At 41.8% G+C, this 17968-nt stretch carries 12 protein-coding genes; all 12 read right to left on the minus strand.

Annotated features, from left to right (window positions below; translation table 11 throughout):
* Window positions 1–56: 56 nt before the first annotated feature.
* The gene (locus J3L18_RS31130) at window positions 57–371 is read right to left on the minus strand and encodes a DUF6660 family protein (protein WP_369074294.1); all 315 of its coding nucleotides are present in this window, start codon (window positions 369–371) and stop codon (window positions 57–59) included.
* A gap of 254 nt (window positions 372–625) precedes the next feature.
* Entirely contained in the window at window positions 626–2329 is a 1704-nt protein-coding gene (locus tag J3L18_RS26220; protein ID WP_129568245.1) for an NAD+ synthase, read from the minus strand.
* A 47-nt stretch (window positions 2330–2376) separates the two neighbouring features.
* Window positions 2377–3186: a cation efflux transmembrane domain-containing protein gene (locus J3L18_RS26225; protein WP_129568246.1), complete on the minus strand. Its 810-nt coding sequence runs from the start codon at window positions 3184–3186 to the stop codon at window positions 2377–2379.
* Window positions 3187–3220: 34 nt separating this feature from the next.
* On the minus strand, window positions 3221–4204 hold the full coding sequence (locus J3L18_RS26230) for an App1 family protein phosphatidate phosphatase (protein WP_129568247.1): 984 nt from the start codon (window positions 4202–4204) through the stop codon (window positions 3221–3223).
* Between the two features lie 39 nt (window positions 4205–4243).
* A complete protein-coding gene (locus tag J3L18_RS26235) occupies window positions 4244–5455 on the minus strand; it encodes a calcium:cation antiporter family protein (protein ID WP_129568248.1) in 1212 nt (403 codons plus the stop codon).
* A 421-nt stretch (window positions 5456–5876) separates the two neighbouring features.
* A complete protein-coding gene (locus J3L18_RS26240) occupies window positions 5877–6752 on the minus strand; it encodes a diacylglycerol/lipid kinase family protein (protein ID WP_129568249.1) in 876 nt (291 codons plus the stop codon).
* 97 nt (window positions 6753–6849) lie between these two features.
* Entirely contained in the window at window positions 6850–7314 is a 465-nt protein-coding gene (locus J3L18_RS26245) for an MgtC/SapB family protein (RefSeq protein WP_223266106.1), read from the minus strand.
* A 5-nt stretch (window positions 7315–7319) separates the two neighbouring features.
* A complete protein-coding gene (locus J3L18_RS26250; protein WP_129568250.1) occupies window positions 7320–8597 on the minus strand; it encodes an efflux RND transporter periplasmic adaptor subunit in 1278 nt (425 codons plus the stop codon).
* 4 nt (window positions 8598–8601) lie between these two features.
* On the minus strand, window positions 8602–12927 hold the full coding sequence (locus tag J3L18_RS26255; RefSeq protein ID WP_129568251.1) for a CusA/CzcA family heavy metal efflux RND transporter: 4326 nt from the start codon (window positions 12925–12927) through the stop codon (window positions 8602–8604).
* Window positions 12928–12933: 6 nt separating this feature from the next.
* On the minus strand, window positions 12934–13119 hold the full coding sequence (locus J3L18_RS26260; protein WP_129568252.1) for a hypothetical protein: 186 nt from the start codon (window positions 13117–13119) through the stop codon (window positions 12934–12936).
* A 445-nt stretch (window positions 13120–13564) separates the two neighbouring features.
* A complete protein-coding gene (feoB, locus tag J3L18_RS26265; RefSeq protein WP_129568253.1) occupies window positions 13565–15679 on the minus strand; it encodes a ferrous iron transport protein B in 2115 nt (704 codons plus the stop codon).
* 1606 nt (window positions 15680–17285) lie between these two features.
* Window positions 17286–17570 carry a hypothetical protein gene (locus J3L18_RS26270; protein WP_129568254.1) on the minus strand — a complete coding sequence of 95 codons (285 nt, stop codon included), beginning with the start codon at window positions 17568–17570 and terminating at the stop codon, window positions 17286–17288.
* Between the last annotated feature and the right edge of the window lie 398 nt (window positions 17571–17968).

A 17968-nucleotide genomic window follows, 5' to 3' on the forward strand; every position in this document is an offset into this window, starting at 1 on the left:
TTAATAAATTGAAAAATAGGAATCTCATGTATTTTGCATGAGAAAGAAGCGAAATTTTAAGAAATCAATTTGGGCGGTTGCCAAATATCTATGTTCCTGGTTTTGATCTTAGATGTCGGCAAATGAGGATAAAAATGCAACACCTCTCCTGGTATAGAAAATAGTAAGGGCGTGACAGCAGTTAGTGATGGTGTATTGCAGCAGGAACACTGACAAAATGGGGAACAATGATCTTGCAGCGGGTTTGATTCTCCGTGGCCTTGTTCAAGAGTTATTTTGGCTGAGATTTTAGACGCGGCATTAGAATCTTTGCAAGGCATCAAGCCCAGCACAAGTATAACAACGCACATAACTAAACTCCCAAATTTCATTGTTGGCAAAAATACACAACTAAATTAGTAAATACAAATTCGACTTAAAGAGCAAATAGTGTGCTAAACTCATATCATCCCGCCACTTGCTAACATAAAATAGATGTACTTCGATCCTAAAATTGATACAAAGATTAAAATCAACCAAATAAAGTAGATTAGAACTGTAACATAGTTAGTGAAGCGATGGTTAATATGGCTTCTCGAAGTTTCAACTGATGATGTTTGATCTTAAGAAAGGTCCCCTCTATTTGCTATGACAAATATTTTCCTACAATAGGCATCCGCCTGCCTACCCCGAAAGCTTTTCGGCTAACGCGCAGAATCGGGCAAAATTGATTCCTTTTAAATTCCGCTGTATTGACTAACTTCAGAATACGGTCGACGACAGGTATTTCAAATCCCAGATTGATAATATCCTTCGGTCCTCTTCTACGTTCAATGTACTCATACAGAACACGATCCAATACATCGTATTCCGGAAGCGCATCCGTATCTTTCTGGCCTTCACGCAACTCCGCCGACGGCGCTTTTGTTAAAATGTTTTCAGGAATGATGTTATCCCCGCGGTTGATAAATTTTGCCAGCGCGAAAATCTGCGTTTTATAAAGGTCGCCTAAAATTGATATGCCCCCAGCCATGTCCCCATATAAGGTTCCGTACCCCACAGCCAGTTCGCTCTTGTTAGACGTATTTAAAAGAATATAGCTAAACTTATTCGCAAAGGCCATCAAAAGGTTGCCCCGTATCCGGCTCTGGAGATTTTCCTCTGCAATACTGAAAGGCAGGTCTTCAAATACCGGTAGCAGTGTCGTAAGATATTGATCAAAAATATCCTTTATGGCCAGTACCTCGTACGCATTGCCCAGGTTTTGGCTCAGCTGCTCGGCATCGGCTATAGAATGGCCGGATGAATATTGGGAAGGCATGAGGAGTACGTGTACATTTTCCTTTCCTAAGGCTGCTACAGCTAATGCCTGTACCACTGCACTGTCGATACCGCCACTTGCACCGAGTGTAGCTTTCGAGAAACCCATTTTGGTGAAGTAATCGCGGATGCCCAAAATAAGAGCGTTATAGATCTGTGAAATATTCTTGTCGGTGGTTAAGTAAGTGAGCACTTTATTGCTTTCTTTCAGCCTGGCTACCCGCTCATCGACAAACTTATATTTATCTGCTTCGCCAGCTGGAGCATCGGTGATGTTTTCCGTTACGGCCAGGTAGTAATCTTCCTCAAAATACTTGAGTTCTTTGCAGAGCTTGCCTGATCTGTCAAAAACCAAACTACCGCCATCAAAAATAAGCTCAGTCTGCGCTCCGACAGTATTGCAGTAAATGATGGGAATATGATATTTTTGGATATTTGCCAGGATGATCTCTTTTCGGTCATCATCATGGTCATAGTCAAAGGGGGAAGCGGTGACATTTATCAATAGCGTGGGATTTTCCCTGATCAACAGCTCCATTGGGGAAACCCGGTATAACGGATTTTCAGTGAGATTCCAGATATCTTCGCAGATCGTTAGGGCAATTCGCTCTCCTTTAAATTCAATGACCTTCCACTCGTTGGACGGTTCAAAATACCGATATTCATCAAAGACGTCATAGGTTGGTAACAAGGATTTGTTCGCCACACCGATGATCTGCTTGTCATGTAGGAAAACAGCCGAGTTAAACAAGTCTTTTCCTTCGGGTATAAGGTTTCGCTGAGGAGAACCGATTATTACACCAATGCCATTAGAATGCGCTTTGATCAGTTCAATGCTCTCATAACAATTTGCGATAAAGTCATCGAATTCCAAAAAGTCCCTCGGTGGGTAACCACAAACACATAATTCCGAAAAGACGACGAGGTCTGCCTGATCGCTTTTTGCTTTTTCAATGGCCTTTACTATCTTATTCCTATTATGCTCGAAATTACCAATGTGGTAGTTTTGCTGTACTATTGCTATTTTCATAAAGCAGGTAAATTGAAGTCAGCACTCATTAATTTGATTGCCAATACTCAGGGTTTCGCAAGTTTCAATATCCGGAAAGCGCCGAAACCAACAATGACGAATACAATGGTGCCGATCACAAGATCTGGGATTCTGGAGTGAACCAGATATACCAGGATACCTGCCACTATCACACCGGCGTTGATAACAACATCGTTTGATATAAAAATCGAACCGGCTTGAATATGGGCTTCCTTGTTTTTCGCCTTGTGTAACAGATACAGGGTTAAGGCGTTGCCTGCAAGTGCAAAAGCAGACACAGCAATCATGATCTGATAGTTGGGCGTTTCGTCATGGCCGGCAAACCGTCGTATGACCTCGATCATCCCATAGACGGCCAGGGCCAGCTGCAAATAACCGCTTACTGCGGCCACCTTCTTTTTACTGCTTACTGCTTTACCTACAACAAATAAACTCATTGCAAAGATGAAAGCATCAGCGAGCATATCCAGGCTATCGGCAACCAAGCCCATAGAATCGGCAATAAAGCCAGTTACGATTTCTAGCACAAAAAATCCAAAATTGATTGCAAATACGATCCATAACAGCCGTCTTTCAGCAGCCGTATCTCCTGGTAGCGAAAGTTCGACGTCGACTTCGCCCAAATCTGTTGTCTGCAAGAGCTTCGCACCTAGATTCAGTTCCCTCAGCTGTTGATCAATAGCACCTGTATCGCCCTCGTGAAAAACAGTAAGCTGGCGTCCGGACAGGTCAAAATCAAGTTTTTTGACAGCTTCGTCGCCGTCAAGCTTCATGCGGACAAGTTGCTCTTCGGCAGAGCAATCCATTTTGGGTATTGAAAAAATAGCTTTTTCCATAGCAGATAAACATTAAGGATTAAAAAATCGTTTACTAATTAATGAGACCAATTTTTTTTGAATGTAAGATTGCTTCGCTATTTTCTTTAAAAAAACAAGTGTCTATTCCAAGATTTTTGATTTCTGATAATAAATCCATTGTAAATTTTTCTTTAGCGGGATTAATATTTCTAATATACACTGCAATGATGCGTTTCGGGTGTTTCTTTACGATAGCAGCGTAAATCATAGGGTCCTTTTGAGAATTGTCCCCCAAGAGGACAAACTTTTGATTTGCGAAATCATTTAATATCCTTATTATCCATATCAATTTTCCATCGTGCTTAGCTTTGCGTTTGTTTAAAAGGCGGTGCCATGAAGTAAGATTGTTTAACAGGAGGATACCTTGCGGCAGTTTATTGATAGCAAAAAAATGTTTCAGGTCGTCATATAAGTTCCACTCACTACTTGAGATATAAAAAAAAGGATTTGTTAGGTAACCATCGGTGTGCGACAAAGACAATAAACGGTAATGTTCAACTGCATCGTCAAATACTTTCCTTGAATAGGGGTTCTTAGTCAACAGCGTCTTTAGCTTCTTCAAAAGGTAGGAAGAATGAGAAACCAGTATAGTGTCGTCTATATCAGATATAAAAGCATATTGGGTTGAATGAGGTACATAAATCCTACCTTCACCTGTTACCTGCTTGTTTTCATTTTCATCTAAAACACTAATTTTAACTTTATGCCAGCCGGAAGTCACTTTAGCAATTGATTGCCATTCAAACAGAAAGAAACCATCATTTCTGGTTATTGCGTACAGCTCGTGATGCTTCCATATTAATTGAACCCTCACATTCGCTAAGGGTTTAACGGAGAACAATTTTAGCATTTGAAAAGCATTTGAAAACGGATTGTTGGTAAAAGGACGAAGTGCGGTTTTGTTTTTTACTAGAACATGACCAGATATAAAAAACTTATCAGTGTAGCCATACCCATCATAAATTCGAACACTTCTTTCATTTTTACCTGTTTTCATTTTTCTACCAATTGTGTGCTGTTTTAAATTACCGGTTTATTAAGGTCTTTTTAAACTTAAAACGTAGTTAATCACTTCTTTTCGCTGCTGAACGCCCGTAGCTAACGCTAAAATCAAATATAACCAGGAGAGATAGGTTAACGAATGGATCGTGGTAATTTCGTCGTTCCGGTAAATAAAAGCAATTAAGAGTTGGACGGCAAAAAGAAAAAGCAGTAATAGCGCTTTCTTAAGGGAAAATTTCAAATTCAATAAAAGAGAGAGGGCAAATAGCGATTGGCTTGCGGTTAAAAAAAACTCCTCCCTTTGCCGGGCATCCAAGGGTAAATGCCCCCATGTTCCACCGCCTATAGAATAAGCAAGCGGAATCATTCCAACGAGCAAAGTCCATTGATTAATCTTATCACTGATCAGTGCAGATAGGGCGGATTCCGGTTTGAGGGCGAGGGTTAGTAGAATCGCTATTATAATTGTTGGCGCCTCGCTAGCCAGCGGAGCCAGCCACTGGATCAGCAAAAATTTATTTAGCCCCAACTGCCCGCCTGTAGCGATCAACGATTCAGCAAATGGTTCTGCTGATAACAAAATAACAAATGCGGCATAAACACCCAGAACGGTGATAATTATATACTGCTTTTGCTTTGACAAATTAGTTAAAGCGGCGGCTGGCCCGATTTCTTTTTCCGCTTCTTGCTCTTCATTAGATCCCTTACCGGTTTGCCATAAGTAGATAAAGTAGATAATAATGAGAATAAGGGTGTCCCAAAGATCAATTTTATTTTTCAGGACGATGAAAAATGAATATATACTTGCAAGAAATAAGAACCCTATTTCCTTGAAATTCGAGTTGCCCAGTGTTACACTGTTTTTCTTATTTTGCCACCAGTAGAGTAGAACAATTACAGGCCAGGCCAATCCTACTAAAAGCCGGTTGGCACCGGTCATATTCGCAGCGGCAAAGCCCACGTATTCTGACCCTGGATGACGGCCTGCCTGAAAACTATAATAGATATCTACTGCATATTCGGGAAGTACTGTGATCAGGGCTAATACTGCAATGGCCAGGCCTTTCGCGACAAACTTCTCGGCGGATTCCAATCCCCACGATAGCAGGAAGCCCGCACCCAACAATGCGAAAAAAAAAACAACAGTAGCTATAATCGAAGGAGGGTGCAGATCTGCCAATCGCACAACCACCCCTAATAAGGTAGCTGCGATAGCAAACGCAACAGACAAATAAAATTTTTTCATAATGTGGAAATAATAATAACATGTTTAAAATGATTTGTTTTGGAAATGGCAAACTTTTCGTACAACACTAACTCTGTTTCTTTTGCCGCAATCCGGAAACGATACAGCATTTAGTGCGACAATAATCGCGTTAAAATAAATCCAAATACCAGCATTCGGTTGGAATCCTGACTTTTAGAACACCTACCTATATCGCCTTGTGCCATTGTCATGATCGGGAGCCAGGAAAGCGCCAAACTGCTAATGGAATACCCCAGCCAGGTAATCCTAAAAAGAACTGGGCCATGACAGTTTGTATTGACTCATCAAAAAAACAAACGCGATTAATAAGGAAATATAAAGCTTGTAATGGGCAATTAATTTAAGTATGTTCATATCATTTTTAATTTTTACTAGTAACATGAATTGTTTAAAAATACGCTTAAGGGATGATCACCGTCAAAGCATTTGGCAATATATGTGCCCTGATTTGATTTAAGACCCCTAAATATTCCCCGTCAACTTGAAAATGAGCGGTTTTCTCCATTTGAATAAACAATGTTTTGGTTTGCAGGATCTCCGTTTTTCTATAATCATAGGGCGTGTGTGTGATCATCATTTTAAAGATCTCAGCTATTGAAATCCTTTTGAGAATGATCACCTCAAAAACCTCATCATCCAGCCTGCCGATTGGGTTGATCAACGCCCCTGTACCATATCGGGTCGCGTTTGCGATCACAATCATTGCTGCATACCTTTTGATAGAGGTGCTATCGGTCTGAATGGTTACGCGAACGGTGGGCTTATTCCAAAAGACTTTCCACGATGCTTTCACATAGCCCCACATTCCGCGGTCGTTACCGGTGTCGAACTTTTTTATCATGTATGCATTGAATCCTATATCGCTTAAATGGATACACAGATGATCATTGATTCTGACAAGGTGTACGCGCTTCGTTCCGCCTGTTACAATGACGTCAAGGGCTTGGATGGGATCTTCCGGTATCATCAGTTCTTTCGCCAGGCCGTTAGCAGAGCCTGCCGGTATAATACCCAGCGGGATTTGCGTTTCTTGTAAATATTGCGCCACCATTTTAACCGTTCCGTCGCCACCCACAGCGACAACTTTATCCGGTAGGTAACTCTTAATCTTTTCCTGAATGCTTTCGGGATGACAGGGGACGGTTAGCTGAAATAATTCAATGGCATGATCGGAAGTTTTAAAAAAGTTTTTAATAATGGTATGCCAGTCTATGTCCTTGCACCCAGACCCGGGATTGATTATAAATAATATTTTGAAACCTAAGAGGCTATTCATAAGTCGTATCTAATTAATGTACCGTCAATACTCACCGATAAGTGGGGGTTTTAACTAAAATGAAATTATACCCGGAAATCTTTCCGGGTATAGGATATCAGTTAGCGGCTTTAATTTTTATTTTTTCCTTCCATCGTTTATACCATAATTGCCTGTCCAGAGACAGCAGAAAGTATAGCATGCACGAGGCTACCACGGCAATGATAAACATGTCCAATCCCACAGTAACACCAACTGCTGCTGTACACCAAACTGTTGCTGCGGAAGTTAAGCCATACGCCCCGTTAGCACCTTCGTTTTTGGAAATAATACCAGCGCCTAAAAAACCAATACCGATAATGATGTTGGCAATGATCCGGGAGGCAGAAGTAATGTCATTAAAACTGTCTGCTATAGCGGTAAACAGGGTAGAACCGAAACAGATGGCGGCGTAAGTACGGATACCCGCATCGGCTCCTTGTTTTTCCCGGTCATAACCTATGAAAGCGCCAAAAATAAAGGCTACAAAAAGTTTACCCACCATGACGAGTTCGAAATTCATATCCATATCTAAAATTTTCATGGTAGTTATTCGCCCTCCTCGCCCGCGTTGGTCATTTTGCCTAAGGCAAAAAATGCCCCTTTGGTAATAACTTTCGCAGTTGGTGATATTTCTTCCAGCAGCTTTATTTCTGTATAGCCCATATTACTTGCACCCTTCACCACCTTCACCCTTTTGAAGGACAATCTGGGTTCTTTCCGTTCATTTGCTTCCGCCGCTGTCACGGAACTTTTTGCCGGTTTTCCTTTGGATTCGCTTGACGTCTTTTCATTATTGCCCTGTTCGCTCACTTGAACAAAAATGTAGTCCTGGCCCTGATAGGTCACAATGGCTTCATCCGGCAGCGAAGGCACCACAGCATTACCCACATTCACCATTGCATTGATGCTCATGCCTTCAATCATGCCCTTTTTGTCCCCTAGCACACCTGCCCTTACTGCAATGGTCGTGGAGCCGTCTTCAAAGGCCGTCCCAATGGCGTTGATAACGGCCTGCTGTTCCCTGGCAGGGTTATTCGTTATATTAAAACGGATAGTTTGATTTAGGTGGATCTTAGGCAGGTCTTTTTCATACATAAACAATTTTGCCTGTAAGCGGTCATTATTAACTATTTCCGCTATGACGGTGTTCGCATCCGTGTAGGTACCGATCTCTGCGCTTACCTTGCTGACGGTGCCGGTTACCGGTGCCCTGACAGCTAAGCTGGAAGTGATCTTGCCGCTTGCGACGCTCTCCGGCGAAATGCCCAAGGTTGACAACTGAGTATACAGCGCATCTTTTTCTGTATCCAATGTTTTAAGATCACTCTCCGCCTGCTGCAGGTTCTTTCGGGCACCGGCATTTCCGGTAACGAGAGTCTTTTGCCGGTCATATTCCAGTTTAGCCAGGTTGAGCTTAGTATTGACGGTTAAATATTGTTGCTGCATATTGACCAGATCCGGGTTGACAATAGTGCCGATAGATTGGCCTTTTCGGACAAGGCTACCCGGTACTATCGTGAGGGTACGAACGATACCGTTGAAGGATGAGGTGACTTTAGCTTTAAATTGATTTGGGACTTCTAAAACACCGTTCACTTTAAAAGAGGAAGTTATCCCCCGCGGTTCGATATGGCCCAGTTCGATACCGATGGCTTTCATCTGCTCGTCGGTAAGTTCAACGTTGTCCGGGTTATCCGCAACAGGTGCAGCGGTGTCCTTTGCCGCTTCAGTTTTCTCCGGAGAGCCGCCTTTATCTTTGCTATTGGTACAGGCCGTGAAAAGGGTCAAGGCCAGCAGAAAATATACTATAGTAATTGCTTTCATGTTTCTATTGATTGATATAATAATTTACTTCGATAACCGCTTGATTGTAGTCATTCAAAACATCCAAATAATTTCGTTGAATGTCTATCGCCTGGGTAATAAACTGCGATAGTTCGGCAAAGCCTATTTCGCCTGAACGGTAGGCCAACGTTGCCGCCGCTACAATCGCATTGGCCTGCTTCAGGCCGGTAGTTTCATAAAAAGTCAAGCTTGCTTTTGATCGCTCAAGCTTTTGTACAGCCTGTAAGTAAGCCGTATTCAGATTAAGCCTTTCCAGGTTTAATTGCTGCTCCTGAACATTTTTCTCAATTTCTGCCGCTTTGATCATCGTACGGTAACCCCTGGTGAAAATGGGAATCCGGGCAGTTACAGAAAATCCTGAATAAGGGTTTTGTATACCATAAAGCCGCTGAGAGAAAAACCGTCCTTCAAAATCCGGGTAGCGCGATTGTTTTTGCAGTCGTAATCCCGCATCCGCGATGGCAACATTTTGCTGTTGCAGTTGTATTTGAGGATGACTTTCGATTGCGGCGGCATAAGCACTTATCGGCAGCTTTTCCAAGGGCCCCTGTTCCGAAAATAAGTCGCTTTCACTGCCGGTAAGCTGCCTTAAGGACTGTTGCTGAATGCGGATGTCATTGTTAAATTGTTTTATCTGCGATTCCAGTTCTCTTAAACGCGCTTCAGCGGCTATGCTATCCAGACCTGCGACATCACCGACTCTTACTTTTAACCTCGTGGCCTGATAGGTTGTCGTGTAGATACTGTCCAGCTTTGTATAAAGATTTTTACGCTCCTGTAAATACCAGATCGTATAATATACTTTTCTGATATCCCGGCGAATTTCCAGACGTGACCGATTGATCGTGAGCTGGTCGTATTTAGACTGTTCTTCAAGTAAGTTTCTCCTCGCTTTATAAACGCCCGGCCATTCCAAAGCCTGGGATAAGCCTATTTTTAAAACGCCGTTTGGATTGTCGACATTTTTTCCGGACCGCAGATCTTCATTTTCGGCAAATATGCCTGTTTTGGGAAGTTGATTGGCGGTTCCAATTAAGGTTTGAGATTTGTTCAATTGCAGTTGGTATACTTTTAATTGAAGGTTACCCCGCATAGAAGTGTCAATACCTCTTACAGGTATTTGCTGCGCATATGTTTTTTGGCTCATGCCAAAAAATGAGAGGAAAATAACCGCGGTGGCAACAACACCTTTGCCAGGCAAATTCTTCGTTTTCTTTGCAAAAAGCAGATACAATAAAGGCAGCACGACCAAGGTTAAAAAAGTAGCAGTTATTAATCCTCCGATCACTACTGTAGCTAATGGTTTTTGTACCTCTCCACCTGCACCTGTTGAAAGCGCCATAGGTAAAAATCCGAGCGAAGCCACGGTAGCAGTCATTAGCACCGGTCGCAACCGTAAACTGGTGCCAACTAACACCCGCTTAAGAACATCAGCTACGCCTTCTTTCTCCAGTTGATTAAATGTGCCGATAAGCACAATACCGTTCAATACCGCAACCCCAAAAAGCGCTATGAAGCCTACACCCGCCGAGATACTAAAAGGCATGCCACGAACGAGCAGGGCTGCGACACCACCAATGGCAGACATTGGTATTGCCGTAAAGATCAGTGTAGCCTGCTTAAAGGAATTGAAAGCAAAGAACAACAACAGATAAATTAAAAATAGGGCCAATGGAACCGCGATCTTTAATCTTGCGGACGCTTTCTGCAAATTTTCAAACGCTCCTCCATAGGTCAGATAATAGCCCTGGGGTAGTTTCATTCCATTTAATTTTACCTGAATGTCCTTCACTACGCTTTCAACGTCCCTGCCCTGAACATTAAAACTAATGACGACCCTCCGTTTACCGGATTCCCGGCTTATTTGGGCAGGGCCTTCTTTTAAATTAATACTGGCAATTTGGCTCAGGGGAATTTGCATTCCGGAAGGAGTGGCAACATACAAGTTCCCTACGTCTTCTATTGAGGTTCTAAATGTAGTATCTAAACGGATAACCATGTCAAATCGCCGTTCATTTTCAAATACTACTCCTGCTGATTTACCAGCAAATGCTGAACTGATGACGGTATTAACATCTTCAATATTTAAACCGTAATTGGCGATCTTAGTTCTATCCAGGAGGATGTTGATCTGCGGGAGACCGCCGGTGCGCTCTATTTGCGGCGCGGTTGCACCTTGTACAGAACTGATTATTTTACCTACTTTAGGTGCTAAAGAAGCCAACGTGTCCATATTTTCACCAAATATTTTAATGGCGACATCTTGTTTCACCCCAGTCATCAGTTCATTAAAACGCATCTGAATAGGCTGGCTTCCTTCTACAAAAACCCCGGGAATCACATTCAATTTTTTTTCAATAGCTTCCCTTAGTTCAATAAAATCCATCTTTGATTTCCATTCATCCTCGGGTCTCATCTTGACGATCATATCGGTCATTTCAGGTGGCATTGGGTCCGTTGGGATTTCAGAACTTCCGGTTTTTCCAACAACAGATTCTACTTCAGGAAAACTTTTAATAATACGTTCTACCTGCATAGACGTTTTAATGCTTTGGGTAAGTGACGTGCCCTGGGGCATTAAAACGTTAAATGAATAATCGCCTTCTTTTAACTGGGGAATAAATTCGCCGCCCATTTTACTGAATATGAAAAAGGCTATTAGCATCAAAGCGCCAGCAACGGATACAACCGCAATCTTTCTTTTTATGGCCCAATTCAGTAACGGATCATATCGCTTTTGGATCCATATCATCATTTTATCCGCAAAAGTCGCCTTATGCACTTTATTTTTAGAAAGAAATAACGCAGACATCATTGGAATATAGGTTAGGGAAAGTAACAGCGCGCCAACTATAGCAAATCCTACGGTCATGGCCATTGGTCTGAACATCTTCCCTTCAATTCCCTGTAAGGATAGTATAGGAAGATAAACAATGAGGATGATGATCTGGCCAAATGCTGCAGAGTTCATTAACTGTTTGGCGCTTCCTTCTACCGTCTGGTCCATCTCTTTTTGACTATATTTCAATTGCTTAGACTCCCCCTGATGTGAAGCTAATTTATGCAGGACGCTTTCCACAATAATAACAGCGCCATCTACAATAAGGCCAAAATCTATTGCCCCCAAGCTCATTAGATTTGCAGAAACGCCAAAAACATTCATTAAAGAGAGTGCAAACAGCATGGATAACGGAATGGCGGATGCTACGATCAGTCCAGCCCGGAAATTGCCTAAAAATAAAACCAGTACAATAATGACGATCAGCGCTCCTTCGGCCAAGTTATGTTCAACCGTCGATATCGCACGATCAATCAAACTTGTCCTATCTAAGAACGGTTCAATCTCTATATCGGGGGGCAATGTTTTTTTGATAGTCTCCAGTTTTTCCTTTACCTGTTTCACCACTGAAAAACTGTTGGAACCTTTTAACAGCAGGACGATCCCAACTACCGCCTCTTCTTTACCATTGAATGTCGCAGCCCCGTAGCGAATAGCATTTCCTATCCGAACATTCGCTACATCTTTAACAAGCACAGGTGTGCCTGTATTTTTGACAACTATATTGCGGACATCCTCTAAAGAATTGACCAGCCCTATCCCCCGGATAAAATATGCATTGGGACTTTTGTCGATATAGGCTCCACCTGTATTCTGGTTGTTCTTCTCAAGTGCCGTGAATATTTCCGGTATACTGATGTTGAGTGCTTTTAACCTGGACGGATCAATAGCCACTTCGTATTGCTTTAATAATCCTCCGAAACTGTTAACTTCGGCTACACCGGGTGTACCATAAAGCTGGCGCACAACAACCCAATCCTGCAAAGTGCGCAGGTCCATAGCTGTGTATTTATGTTCACTTCCCTTTTTGGGCCGGATGATGTATTGGTATATTTCGCCAAGGCCTGTACTTACCGGTGCTAATTCCGGGCTGCCTACGCCCTGGGGCATCCTGCTTTCCGCCTCCTTAAGCTTCTCACTAACTAACTGCCTTGCGAAATAGACATTGACATCGTCGTGGAACACAATCGTAATTACAGACAGGCCAAACCGAGAAATGGACCTCATTTCTTCCACGTCCGGCAAATTGGCCAGACTTTGTTCTATAGGGTAAGTGACAAATTGCTCCACTTCCTGGGAAGCAAGGGTTGGTGTGACCGTTATAACCTGTACCTGGTTATTGGTAATATCGGGCACCGCATCTATAGGCAACTGCATTGCGCTCCATATTCCCCAAAGAATGAGGCCGAGCGTCATCAGGCCTATGATAAATTTATTTTTTATCGAAAATTCTATTATTTTGTTTAACATAGTAATTTAATGCTTTGAAACCATGTGGTAATATCTGATGGCAATACCGATCATCGCTAAAATCAATACGATAGATACAATGATCATCGAAATGATTCGTAATACACGCATCCATTTCGGGCGGGCATAACTTTTTTTGTTATAATAAATAACACGATTTTTATTCGGCAATGCTCTTTTTTTTCGAGCCATACCTTTCTAATAAAGTTTAATAAATAGACATTCCATGCGGACAGGCATGGGTTCACGGATCTACGAACGGGATTTAGGCGGCTGCCATATGGCTAATGCCCTATAGGACACTTCTTCGGTCGAAAGCCGAGTGTAAAGTTTTTTTATTCTTGGTAAAATTATGATACTCAGGAAACAAGTTTTGGCAATAATCGGGGCCTGGCAAGTTGAACACGGCCAAAAGGGAGAGCACTGTTCGTTATTGGTTTGTTTACGTTCCTGACCGTTTAATGTACTTTTAATTTTCACAGCGATGCCCCGAGTAATTGGTGAGCTTTTATCCTTACACGGAAAAAAGCTCATTACCAATACAATGACGCTTAATATGTAACAAGCAGCTTTCAATTCACAAATATATAATATTTATATTCCTTATTGTAATTATCTGTCCTTGACTAGTATTAAATCATTTAAGAAGCTGGTAAACACCAAAACTTAGCAGATAGGCCAAGCCTGTCATGTACAAAAATTGAATTACCGGCCATTTTAATGCGTTGGTTTCCTTGTAAACAACGACCATAGTACTCATACACTGCATAGCAAATGCGTAAAAGATCAAAAGCGAGAAACCTACAGCCGTAGTGAAAACAGGCAAACCGGTATCGGGGTTTTTGGCTTTTTTTATTTTTTGCAGGATCGCTTCCTGATGGTGGGCGTCACCATCGGCACTGTAAATAGTTGCCATGGTACCAACAAATACCTCTCTTGCTGCAAAAGAGGTGATCAAGGCGATGCCAATTTTCCAGTCATAACCCAACGGCCTGATGACAGGTTCAATCGTCTTACCCAGTATCCCTGCATAAGACGCTTCTAATTTCGCTGAAGCGACCAGCTTGTCACTTTCTAAGGCAGGGACTTTTTTACTGGACCGCTGTGTTTGATAATAATGTTCTATTGCGGCAAACCGGCCTGGAGGAGCATAACTGGCGAGCACCCAGAGAATGATGGAGACAGCAATAATCACCTTCCCAGCCTGGAAAGCAAACGCCTTTACTTTCTGTAGCATTGTTAAGCCGACATTTTTCCATCTCGGCCACTGGTAAACCGGCAATTCCATAATAAAATAGCCTTTTTGCCCGGATTTAATGATCTTTTTCATCACCCAGGCTACGATAAACGCTGAAAAGAAACCCAACAAGTACATCATCATCAATGCGATGCCCTGCAAACTGATAAAACCCCATACCATACGCTGCGGCACGATCAAAGAGATTAGCAATGTGTATACGGGTAACCTAGCGGAACATGTGATTAAAGGGGTCACCAAAATGGTAATGATGCGATCTTTCCAATTCTCAATACTACGTGTGCTCATGATGGATGGAACGGCGCAGGCCAGCCCACCGATAATCGGAATAACGGATTTTCCGTTTAGCCCAACTTTCCGCATGATCTTATCCATCATGAAAGTTACCCTGGCCATGTAACCGGTATCTTCTAATATCGAGATGAAAATGAAAAGGATAGCGATCTGTGGTATGAATACCAACACACCGCTTAAGCCGGGCAATACCCCGTTGGTGATCAATTGCGTTAACGGCCCCGGGGGTAAATGATCACTTAACAGGTTTGTCAGGGTAACAAAAAAAGAAGAGATCAGGTCCATGGGGACTTTGGCCCAGGTAAAAATAGCCTGAAAGATCAGGAATAAAATCAGTAAAAAAATTGCAAAGCCTCCAAATTTATGCGTCAAAATTTTATCGATCCGATTGCTGTAGTTCTCCTGCGAGGGTTTGCTGTCTCGTTGAACCGTATCATATAAAACATCGTTGATAAATTCATACCTGGCAATAGTTTCCTTTGCCTGTGCTTTGGAGGGATTGATGTCGTATTCTTTTTCTAATTGCTTAAGTTTTTCTATTTCTTCAGATTTCAGGTAGCTGATATAAGGGTATTGATAAACTAATTGTAATGCCAGGTAAGGATTGCTGACATTGACATCCTGAATTATTCGCGTAATTAAACCGGGATATAAACTATCCAGATCAATCGTATCCGCTTGTAAAGGTATATGGTTTGCTTCTGCAATCGCTTGTTTCAATTCCATAATTCCTTTGCCGTTTCTTGCTGATATCGGAATAATTCTCACGCCGAGTTTGTTTGCAAGTGCGTCAATGTCTATTCTTATGCCATTACGATCAGCCATATCCATCATGTTCAAGGCAATGATCACCGGAATCTTTAAATCGGCGACCTGTGTGTACAATAGGAGGTTCCGTTTTAAATTGGAAGCATCCGCGATGAATATCAGGAGATCAGGGTGTCCGCTGTTTTGCGTATCTGCTAATACCTCTAATACGATGGCTTCATCTTTACTCTTTGGGTATAGGCTATAGGTTCCAGGAAGATCGATAATCTGTGCGGTCCGGCCTTCAGGCAATTTTGCAAGTCCTGTTTTTTTTTCAACGGTAACTCCTGGAAAGTTTCCCACTTTTTGATTCATGCCGGTCAAAGCATTAAATAAGGACGATTTTCCGGTATTCGGGTTGCCGATCAAGGCAACTTTAAGATCAATTTTCACCACCTTTTAGATTTATAGAATAAATAATTTAATCAGTCGCACTCGCTATTAATTAACAATTTTGAAGTATTGCCAAGCTTTATAAATGATCACAATGATCATTAAACCACCGATTATGAACATGGCTATAATCCTTACAATTCGCATCCACAGCGGCTTTTTATAGCTTTTACCCGAGTAAACCCCGGTTGGTGTTCGTCTGACTCTTTTTCTTTTTTTGGCCATCATTATTTGTTTTACATTCCCGTTTGGATATGCTTATTTAGCAATAATGTTAAGGTGATTGATTGAAAACGAGATGATCTTGTCAAACATGAAGAATAGATAAGTTAAATACTTTTATAAAGGCACGACGTGCCATTGCCGGTCATAGACCAGCTATTAAGAAAGTACGCTTATCTGTGGTGGCTGCCAGATGGCTAAGACAATTTTGGATAGACCGGGATGATGGTAAGGAGCGTAATCCTTGTTCTCATTTTCGGTTGCTAAAACAACAACGTGGAACAGCGTTTTGGTTACTATAAAACCCCCACAGGTATTGCAGGAAAAAAAGGGTGAACAACCCTGGCACTCCTTTTTTGTGGAGTGTTTCTTTGCAAGTAGGTTTTTGATGTTAGCGCGAACTTCGCATTCCCTGTCCGAACAGCACGGCCGGGCTGCTGCGAACAGCACGAGCATTGCAAATAGCAGACAGAGTGATTTCATACTGCAAATATAGAATAATTCTAAATAAGCAATAATATAAATTAAAAGACGATGTAAGTTACAACGTTTACAGTTGTTGCAACCGTTAAAGTTGAAGTAATGAGGGCTGGTGCCCTTATATGAGTTCTTCGAAGCGCCCCTGTTTAACCCAGATCATTAAACAATGAGAAAACAGTGAGCATAGCTTCAGTGTTGAATAAATCAGATCGATTTCTCAGATATTGTAACCGCATCGCCCCTGTTAAAATATAAGGTCTTTGGGATAGTTAACAGGAATACGACTTATAGCCTTTTTTAAAATGGTTAAGCCAGTACCCATAATTCTGACTTCTGGAAGTTCTATATAGCTTGCTCACAATTCAATATCAAAGTTGTAATAAGAAGTATAATTGATAAATGATTCCTTATACCCGACACTTGTAAAACGAATACCCTGTTGCTTAACTTGCGCAAGTTCAATGGTAATTTTGAATTACCTAACAAATCGGTTGAGGTCCTTTTTTTTCAACACGAACAGTAACACCCTGTAAAAAGTTTTTAGAATCAAAATCCCTAACACTTCCAGTTAAGTCAATATTTGGGGTCTTGCAGCATGTAATACCAGAGATTAGCAAGAAAAAAAGTAAATATTTCTTCATTTTAATCAATAGCAGGATAACAAAAAGCCCAGTCAAAATTCAACAACCATAACTGGGCTTAAATGGACAATGGATTTACTAAATCTTCGATACTATCGCCAACACTTAAAATAGCTCCTGTGACAAATCGTGCTCTCCTGGTGAAAATTGAACATATTCCGTTAAATCTTTAACCATTTTCCTGGCAAAAACGGCACTTTCTGAATTACTTTTCACTATGTCATCGTCCCCTAAATCAACGTTTTTCCCATAAATTGCTTGCTTTATTCCCTTCGATTGTTCAATTCGTCCATCTTTCCCCTTAATTTTTCGACCATGGTGAAATCCGGCCGACCATGCTTTACCAAATCCGTAAAATCATTAAAAGGTGCAAGATTGACTTTGATTACTTTTTGCATCACTTCTCCCCATTGCAATACCTCCCGCACTGAAAATACTTTATTATTTCTCGACTGCATTTCCATAACCATCGCCAGGAACATTTCCGGCGTTCCGTTCCAGCACGGCTTAACCTTGAACATCTTTAGAAAGAATGATAATACGCCCATAGCCTCTAATTGATGGTAAATAAATCTCCGCTATTGTAAATATAACCATTGTATCTACTTGTTGTCACGTCTGAATGCGGCTCGTCTAGTCACTATGGCATCCCCTTCGGGCCGGGCTTTCCGCTATATCTTCTATCGAAGGATACGCTTCCAATCCCTGATGCAGAAAAGGGAATGGTATTTCTTTTTTGCGAGGCTCCAGATTTCAAAATACTCGCTGACAGGTTTCCTTTTTACTGTCGGCTGAGGTTTATCGCCTTCGGCTCCAATGGCATTTTTTTATTTAATCAATAATTATTTTAAACGAAACGGGTAAAAAGCGCAGCTAAAATCAAGCCCGGAGTTGTCGTGGGGTTTGCAAAAGATTTCCGGCATAAACGGCTGCCTCCCCAGAGGGT

Source organism: Mucilaginibacter gossypii (assembly GCF_017569325.2).
GTDB classification, from domain to species: domain Bacteria; phylum Bacteroidota; class Bacteroidia; order Sphingobacteriales; family Sphingobacteriaceae; genus Mucilaginibacter; species Mucilaginibacter gossypii.

What these genes read in the sequence shown, in the direction of transcription:
- J3L18_RS26270 (WP_129568254.1), bottom strand. Translation starts at nt 17,570, where the DNA reads ATGGGCGTATTATCATTCTTTCTAAAGATGTTCAAGGTTAAGCCGTGC.
- J3L18_RS26230 (WP_129568247.1), bottom strand. Translation starts at nt 4,204, where the DNA reads ATGAAAACAGGTAAAAATGAAAGAAGTGTTCGAATTTATGATGGGTAT.
- J3L18_RS31130 (WP_369074294.1), bottom strand. Translation starts at nt 371, where the DNA reads ATGAAATTTGGGAGTTTAGTTATGTGCGTTGTTATACTTGTGCTGGGC.
- J3L18_RS26240 (WP_129568249.1), bottom strand. Translation starts at nt 6,752, where the DNA reads ATGAATAGCCTCTTAGGTTTCAAAATATTATTTATAATCAATCCCGGG.
- J3L18_RS26250 (WP_129568250.1), bottom strand. Translation starts at nt 8,597, where the DNA reads ATGAAAGCAATTACTATAGTATATTTTCTGCTGGCCTTGACCCTTTTC.
- J3L18_RS26255 (WP_129568251.1), bottom strand. Translation starts at nt 12,927, where the DNA reads ATGTTAAACAAAATAATAGAATTTTCGATAAAAAATAAATTTATCATA.
- J3L18_RS26220 (WP_129568245.1), bottom strand. Translation starts at nt 2,329, where the DNA reads ATGAAAATAGCAATAGTACAGCAAAACTACCACATTGGTAATTTCGAG.
- J3L18_RS26245 (WP_223266106.1), bottom strand. Translation starts at nt 7,314, where the DNA reads ATGAAAATTTTAGATATGGATATGAATTTCGAACTCGTCATGGTGGGT.
- J3L18_RS26235 (WP_129568248.1), bottom strand. Translation starts at nt 5,455, where the DNA reads ATGAAAAAATTTTATTTGTCTGTTGCGTTTGCTATCGCAGCTACCTTA.
- J3L18_RS26260 (WP_129568252.1), bottom strand. Translation starts at nt 13,119, where the DNA reads ATGGCTCGAAAAAAAAGAGCATTGCCGAATAAAAATCGTGTTATTTAT.
- J3L18_RS26225 (WP_129568246.1), bottom strand. Translation starts at nt 3,186, where the DNA reads ATGGAAAAAGCTATTTTTTCAATACCCAAAATGGATTGCTCTGCCGAA.